The following is a 7,879-nucleotide window of genomic DNA, read 5'->3' on the forward strand; positions in this document are numbered from 1 at the left end:
TTGCTCTTTGGGAAATGGTTCGATGAGAGGGAGAAGAGAAGCTTTAAAAAGTATCTGAAAAGTCTGTCATGAAAGCATTGCAAGAACATGGAGGATAATGCTATAATTTATTATCATGCAATGAAGAAAAAGCAATGTAAGAAACGACAAGTAGGTGAACGATTTGAAGAATAAAATCAAACATTTCTCAGAGGGCGATTTTCGAGCAATCCAACCGAAAATCCGACTTCCCGAGACGAAGATCATAATGAAGATCGGAGAGGGAGAAGTTTATCATGGAGAATTTTTAATAGAGAACGAAGAAGAGGGAGACGTAAGAGGTCTTGTCTATGCCTCTTCTTTTCGCATGCATTGCAGCGAGCAAGGATTTGAAGGACATCAGGTTAAGATTCATTTCACATACGATGCGTCGGGAATGCTTCCCGGGCAGATAGAGAAGGGATATTTTACCATTGTATGCAGTGGGGGAGAATTTGAACTTCCGTTTACTGCGATCATTGAAAAGCCGTATGTTATGACATCTGTTGGGAAAGTACAAGATATGGAGAGCTTTCGCAGGTTGGCAGAGAAAGATTACCTGGAGGCAGCGAGGCTGTTCCGCTCAAGAGATTTTTATCAGATTTTGAAATATGAAGAGAAGCGTTGGAGCAATCTGTACAGCAATATGAGAAAATGGTCTCTGGATGAACAGGGATTGGAAGAATTTTTAGTTGGAACGAAGCAGAAAGAACGGATTTTTCTGACATTGTCAGAAGAGGCGGAATCGTTTTTTGATCTGCAGACGTCTAAAAAAGAAGCAATCCGTATTACAAAAAACACATGGGGATATATGGAAGTGGCCGTGGAGGTGAAGGGTGATTTCCTTTGTCTTGTACAGAATCGTCTTTCAACAGAAGATTTTGTCGGAAACCGGTATCAGTTAGAATATGTAATTGAAAGTGATCTGCTTCATGGCGGGAAAAATTATGGGGAGATTGTTATTCGCACTCCCTATGAAACGTTGACATATACAGTTGTAGTTTCTCAAAACCCGGCAAAGAGCAGTGATAGGCGAGAGCAGGCAAAAGAATGGATCAGGCTTTTATCTTCTTATTTACAATGTGAAGCTGGAAAAGCTCAGAAGGAAATGTGGATTAAGGAGGCAAAAGGATATATCCAAAGAAGGCTGCAGGAAGATTCGGACAATGATCTGTACCTGTTATTACAAGCACAGCTTGCCATATTAGAGGGACGCAAAAAGGATGCTCAGGATAATTTAGATCAATACAGTTACAGCAGATTTTCTTTGAGCAAGAAATTTGAGATGGACGCATATTACCTTTATTTGACTGCGGTGTGCCGGGCTGAAGAAGCATACACGAAGAAAACGGTAGAAGATATTCGAAGAATGTATATGAAAAATCGAGAATCCTGGCAGATTCTGTGCATTTTAGTGGAATTAGATGAAATTTATCAGGACAAACAGGATAAACTTTCTCGTCTGGAGGAACAGTATCAAAAAGGTGCAAATAGTATTTTGTTTTATTTGCAGGCATACCGGTGTTATAGGGAGCAACCGGAATGTATTAAAAAGCTTGGGGCATTTGAAATCCGTGTCTTTTCTTTTGCGGCAAAATATGGTCTGCTCAGTGAGGAAGTAGCATTATATATCGCGAATCTTGCCACACAGTTAAAAGGATTTGATAAGAACATTTACCAGATCCTTGGGAAAGCTTACGAACAATATCCGGATCCGATGATTTTAAATGCAGTCTGCACGATGTTGATCAAGGGAAGCAGACTGGATGGAGAATATTTTGTGTGGTATGAGCGGGCGGTCAAAGCAGGTCTGAAGATTGCACAACTCTATGAATCTTATATGATCACAATTCATGGTAAAAAAGCGAAGGAACCCCTGCCAAAATCTATTTATCTGTATTTTCTGCACGGATCTGTGCTGGATTATACGAAGCTTGCAGTGTTATATGCAAATGTGATTCTTCATGTAGAGGAGACAAGTGAGCTATATGGACAATATCGGGAGAAGATGGAACAGTTTGCATTGACCCAGCTGGAGAAAAAGCATATTACAGAGCCGCTCCGGATCATTTATAAACGCTTTTTAAATGAAGAAAATCTGACTCCAAAACGAAGGGAAGCTTTGAATGAAATCTGTCATGTCTATGAGGTGATCGTGCAGTCTGACCGGATGAAATCAGTAATCGTAATCAACGCCGAAGGAGAGATTGCAAACAGAGTTTCTGTGATCGATGGAAAAGCACAAATCCATCTGTACTCGAAGGAAGACCGCATTGTCTGGGAAGGAAGAAATGGGATCCACTATGTAGAATCTGTAAATTATGAGAGCAGACGTCTCTTTTATGATAAGCATTATTTAGAATTGTGCAGACCGGATCCAGAGCAGGAAGAGGAAGAAGGATACTGCAGCCGACCGCTGACGTTTGAAGAGGTGCAGGACAATGGATTAGAACAGTATGAGCACGAAGAAGTTTTTCATCTATGCAGTAAAAAAATCAGAGAGGATAACTATGCGGAAGATGATTTTCTTACCTACCTGACCTTCTCTTTGTTCCAGGAGGAATATTATGATAAGGCAGTGCTGACTTATCTGGCAAATTACTATTGTGGACCGACAAAAGATATGAAACGGCTTTGGCGTGTGGCGAGAGAGTATGAGATACAGACCTTCCAGTTAGCAGAACGTATTTTGACACAGATGCTGTTTTCTGAGCAGATGTTTGGGGAGGCGGAGATTTTTCTGGATTATTATTATGGAAAGCCATATTATCGTTTGAAATGGGCATATCTTGTTTATGTGTGCAGAGAGTATGTCACAAAGCAAAGAGAGATTGCCGATGAAGTGATGGAAATTTTATGTATGGAATATCATCACCAGTCAACGATACCAGAAGTGTGTCAGATTGCTGTACTTCAGTATTATGCAGATCATGCGTGGGGAGATGTTCAGGAAAACATGCTCTTGACGTTTCTGCGCGAACTGAGTATCCGCCAGATTTATTTTCCGTTTTTCTTACAGTATCGCAAAGACTGGTTAAAGGAACTCCAGCTATATGATAAGACGATGGTAGCATATTATGCAAAAAAGAAAGGGAAAGTAACTTTTCGATATCAATTGATCCGGGATGGAGAAGAGACAGGAGAGTATCATTCGGAGGTACTTGGTCCGGTCTATGAGAATGTCTATGTGAAGTCGATGATCTTGTTTGAAGGAGAAGAACTCCGCTATTATTTCGTGGAATCTGGTGAAATGAGTGAGATTCGTACGGAAAAGGCGGTCTGCAGGAAAGTGGATCGACAGAAGGAGATTGGAAAATATATGCGCATCAACCAGCTGATCCGCGAAGGACAAAAGCAAGAACTGATAGAAAATTTTGCAGAGGAAGAGCAGATGTCAGAACTTCTGTTTCCGATTTATTGATAGGGGGGAGAGATATGGGACAAGGCAGTATTATTGGATATGATCTGAGTGAAGAAGGATGCCAGATCAGCTATTATAATGAAGCGCAGCATGAGCCGGAGACAGTGAAAAACGAGTCCGGAGAATATCAGATTCCTCTTGTGATCGGATGCAAGAATGATGCATGGTATATCGGGGAAGAGGCTCGCAGTCATGCAAAACACAAGGACGGGGCTATGGCGACAGATCTGCTTGCCAAAAGTATGCACGGAGCTAAGATCCATTTGGGGAGAAGAACTTACGATGCAGTGTGGCTTCTTGCAAAATTTATCCGTCTCACACTTCAGCAGTTTGACAAGATTGAGTCGATTGTCTTCTGTGTGCCCGAGATGAGTCCGGATATTGCAAGGATGCTGAGGGGCATTGGACAGCGGATGGGGATCGAACGGAAGAAGATCCATGTGCAGGACTACAAAGAAAGTTACTGCTATTTTATGTTTTATCAGCCAAAAGAGCTTTGGCAATATGAATCAGCGCTGTTTTACTGTGACAAAAGACAGATTAAGGCATATATGTTAAGTCAGATTGCGGCGGGAGCAAAGTTGAAGAAGCAGACGTTTGTCACTGTGGATGAGGTGGCAAGTGCTCAGATGGAAGAGCTGAAAGCGGTGTATCCGGTGCTGAATGTCGAGCAGGCTAAGATGGCAGATTTTCGCTTTCAAAAATTTATCGAGAGTGTATTTGAGAAAAAAATCGTTTCCTCTGTATTTTTGATGGGAGAAGGATTTGAAAATAACTGGTATCCGAATTCCTTGAAGGTGTTGTGTAATGGAAGAAGGGCATTTCTTGGAAATAATCTGTACAGCAAAGGAGCATGCTATACAGCATACCAGCGTGGACAGGAAGAACTGATGAAAGAACAGGAAGGGCCGGTGTATCTTGATGAAAGTAAGCTGAAAGAGCAGATTTCTATCCAGCTGCGGCAGCATGGAAAAGAAGAATGGTACCCACTTGTACCATGGGGCAGACATTGGTATGAAGGAGATGGTCAGTGGGAAGTGCTTTTAGAAGACACGGATGATATTGAAATCAAGGTGGAGTCCTTGTTGACCGGCACATCACGCATCGAGCGCGTGCAAGTAAATGAGCTTCCCAAACGTGCAAAATATACGATCCGGCTTCAAGTAGAAGTTCTTTTTGTCGAAGAGAATGTCTGCAAGATTCTGTTCAAAGATGTCGGATTTGGAGAATTTTTCCCGGCTACGGATTTTGTCAGGGAACATACGATTTATTTAGGAGGAAGAAATGAGCAGTTTGATACTATGTAATAAAAAGCGCGCAAAACAGCCGTACGAAGTGTCACGGATCCACTGCCGGATCTACACATTGGAAGAACTCTGCTATTATCTCTCCAATAATCTGTATCTGATTGATTATACGATTGTCAATGAGAGACTCTGTGACTGGATAGAAGCAGAACTTGGGCTTTTAAGGCTGGCAGAGCAACTTCGGACGATGCTGCAAAAACATAGCTCGGAAGAGCGATTTGTCATGCGGATTTTGTCGAGCTCTTCGATTTATACAGCGGGAGAACTGCAGCAGATCCAAAATATTTTGGACCGGTTGAAAAATCAAAAAGAAATTGAACGACAGAAATATAAAGCGGATAATCTTTTGGAAAACAGAGAATTCGAAGATGCGATTCTTGTGTATCAGTCCATTTTATATGGCGATAGGGATGATTCGGTGGAAGATGCTTTTTATGGAAAGATTTATGCGTGCCTTGGATCGGCATATGGCAGACAATTTCTTTACCGGGAAGCGATGGAGATGTATGAAAAGGCGTTTCAGACATACAAAGAGCCGTCGATCGTCAAAGCGTATATTTACTGTGCGTATAAGGCGTATACAAAGGAAGAATATGAACTCTTTCTGCTGAAAAACACAGTGTACCCGAAAGTGCACCGGGAACTGATGGAGGAACTGCAGACATACGCACAGGAAAAATGTGCAGAAGGAAAAGAAAAGCTGCTGGAAATTGAAAAGATAAAATCAACGTACCGACGCAATCAACTTTGCTGATTGAAAAATAGGAAAGGAACTGGTGAAAGCATATGAAAAAAATGGAACAACTCTATGAGGGAAAAGCAAAAAGAGTATTTCTGACCGAAGATCCTGAGGTGGTGATCGTATCTTATAAGGATGATGCGACAGCATTTAATGGAGAGAAGAAAGGTACGATTTCTGGAAAAGGAGTGGTCAATAACCGGATGACAAATCATGTTTTTAAGATGATGGAAAAAGAAGGGATCCCTACTCATCTGGTAGAAGAGTTAAATGACCGTGAAACTGCTGTGAAGAAAGTGGAGATTGTACCACTTGAGGTGATTGTAAGAAATGTGGCAGCCGGGAGCTTTTCAAAACGGATGGGTGTCGAAGAAGGAACAGAACTCCTGTGCCCAATTTTAGAATTTAGTTATAAAAATGATGAACTTGGAGATCCATTTATTAATGATGATTATGCGTTAGCACTGGGATTGGCAGAGCAGGAGGAGATTGACACCATTCGTGCTTATGCAAAAAAGGTAAATGAATTTTTGAAAGGATATTTCCTGGATGCAGGTATGAAATTGATTGATTTTAAAATTGAATTTGGACGATTGCCGGATGGAACAATCATTCTTGCAGATGAAGTGTCACCGGACACATGCAGACTCTGGGACGTAGATACCAATGAAAAACTTGACAAAGACAGATTCCGCCGTGATATGGGGAACGTCGAGGAAGCCTATGAAGAGGTTTTCCGCCGTCTTGGACTTTTATAAAGAAAAGTAGAAGGAGAATAACAATATGAGCACTGACAGATATCAAAGCCCGTTATCAGAAAGATATGCAAGTAAAGAAATGCAGTTTGTCTTCTCGCCGGATATGAAATTCCGCACATGGAGAAAACTCTGGATCGCGCTTGCGGAGACAGAAAGAGAACTTGGACTAAATATTACGGAAGAACAGATTGAAGAAATGAAGGCGCACGCAGATTGTATCAACTACGATGTGGCAAGAGCGCGTGAAAAAGTAGTACGACATGATGTGATGGCGCATGTGTATGCTTTTGGCCAGCAATGCCCGAAGGCGAAAGGAATTATACATCTTGGAGCTACATCTTGTTATGTTGGAGATAATACAGATATTATTGTGATGGCAGAGGCGCTTAAAATTGTGAAAAAGAAACTGGTCAATGTTATCGCAGAACTTGCAAAGTTTGCAGATGAGTATAAAGCACTTCCGACGCTTGCGTTCACGCATTTTCAGCCGGCACAGCCTACGACAGTTGGAAAGAGGGCAACGCTTTGGATGCAGGAGTTCCTGATGGATCTGGAAGATTTAGAATATGTAGCCGGAAGTCTGAAACTTCTCGGCTCCAAAGGAACAACAGGGACTCAGGCAAGCTTTTTGGAACTGTTTGATGGAGACCAGGACACCATCGATAAGATTGATCCGATGATTGCACAGAAAATGGGATTTAAAGCCTGCTATCCGGTTTCCGGTCAGACTTACTCTAGAAAAGTAGATACAAGGGTGTTAAATGTTCTTGCGGGAATTGCGGCAAGTGCGCACAAATTTTCTAATGATATTCGTTTGCTTCAACATTTAAAAGAAGTAGAAGAGCCATTTGAAAAATCCCAGATAGGGTCTTCTGCGATGGCTTATAAGAGAAATCCAATGCGGAGCGAGAGGATTGCGTCTCTGTCCAGATATGTGATGGCAGATGCACTGAATCCGGCAATCACATCTGCTACACAGTGGTTTGAAAGAACTTTAGATGATTCTGCAAACAAAAGGCTTAGCATACCGGAAGGATTTTTGGCAATAGATGGTATTTTGGATCTGTGCCTGAATGTGGTGGATGGACTTGTCGTATATCCGAAGGTGATTGAAAAGCGTCTGCGTGCAGAACTTCCATTTATGGCAACAGAAAATATTATGATGGATGCAGTAAAGGCCGGAGGAGACAGACAGGAACTTCATGAGAGAATTCGCGAACTTTCTATGGAGGCAGGACGCAATGTAAAGGAAAAAGGTCTGGATAATAATTTGTTGGAATTAATTGCGGCAGATCCGGCATTTAATATGACATTGGAAGAATTGCAACAAACAATGGAACCGTCCAGATATACAGGACGGGCGAAAGAACAGGTAGAAAGCTTCCTTGAGAATGTAATCCGTCCGGTTTTAGAAGAGAATCAAGCAGTTCTTGGAATGACCGCTGAGATCAATGTCTAATGTACGATAGCGCTGTAAGTGTGGAAGTAGAAGAAATATTGTAACAATTGCAATAAATAGATATTTTGTATAGAAAGAAAAGAGGGGCTGTTGCAAAATAGATGAGTAATCATCTATAGAGCAATAGCTCCCTTTTTTATGCCTAAAAGCAGAAAACGGACTCCGAAGAGTCCGCAA

At 41.7% G+C, this 7,879-nt stretch carries 5 protein-coding genes; all 5 read left to right on the top strand.

Annotation, left to right across the window (positions count from 1 at the left end):
* Positions 1 to 154: 154 nt before the first annotated feature.
* From EDD74_RS09750 to purB, 5 genes are read left to right on the top strand one after another with little or no spacing between them, the layout of a single operon-like run.
* Entirely contained in the window at positions 155 to 3,439 is a 3,285-nt protein-coding gene (locus EDD74_RS09750) for a DUF5717 family protein (protein WP_243116175.1), read from the top strand.
* A gap of 14 nt (positions 3,440 to 3,453) precedes the next feature.
* Positions 3,454 to 4,746, top strand: coding sequence for a DUF5716 family protein (locus EDD74_RS09755; protein WP_016440694.1), 1,293 nt, complete (start codon positions 3,454 to 3,456; stop codon positions 4,744 to 4,746).
* On the top strand, positions 4,724 to 5,500 hold the full coding sequence (locus EDD74_RS09760) for a hypothetical protein (RefSeq protein WP_008975171.1): 777 nt from the start codon (positions 4,724 to 4,726) through the stop codon (positions 5,498 to 5,500). The genes EDD74_RS09755 and EDD74_RS09760 overlap by 23 nt, the downstream gene beginning before the upstream one ends.
* A gap of 32 nt (positions 5,501 to 5,532) precedes the next feature.
* A complete protein-coding gene (purC, locus tag EDD74_RS09765; protein ID WP_116442353.1) occupies positions 5,533 to 6,243 on the top strand; it encodes a phosphoribosylaminoimidazolesuccinocarboxamide synthase in 711 nt (236 codons plus the stop codon).
* Positions 6,244 to 6,268: 25 nt separating this feature from the next.
* A complete protein-coding gene (purB, locus tag EDD74_RS09770; protein ID WP_116442352.1) occupies positions 6,269 to 7,702 on the top strand; it encodes an adenylosuccinate lyase in 1,434 nt (477 codons plus the stop codon).
* The last annotated feature ends 177 nt before the right edge of the window (positions 7,703 to 7,879 follow it).

Source organism: Faecalimonas umbilicata, assembly GCF_004346095.1.
Lineage (GTDB): Bacteria > Bacillota > Clostridia > Lachnospirales > Lachnospiraceae > Faecalimonas > Faecalimonas umbilicata.

What these genes read in the sequence shown, in the direction of transcription:
- EDD74_RS09755 (WP_016440694.1), top strand. Translation starts at nt 3,454, where the DNA reads ATGGGACAAGGCAGTATTATTGGATATGATCTGAGTGAAGAAGGATGC.
- EDD74_RS09760 (WP_008975171.1), top strand. Translation starts at nt 4,724, where the DNA reads ATGAGCAGTTTGATACTATGTAATAAAAAGCGCGCAAAACAGCCGTAC.
- purB (WP_116442352.1), top strand. Translation starts at nt 6,269, where the DNA reads ATGAGCACTGACAGATATCAAAGCCCGTTATCAGAAAGATATGCAAGT.
- purC (WP_116442353.1), top strand. Translation starts at nt 5,533, where the DNA reads ATGAAAAAAATGGAACAACTCTATGAGGGAAAAGCAAAAAGAGTATTT.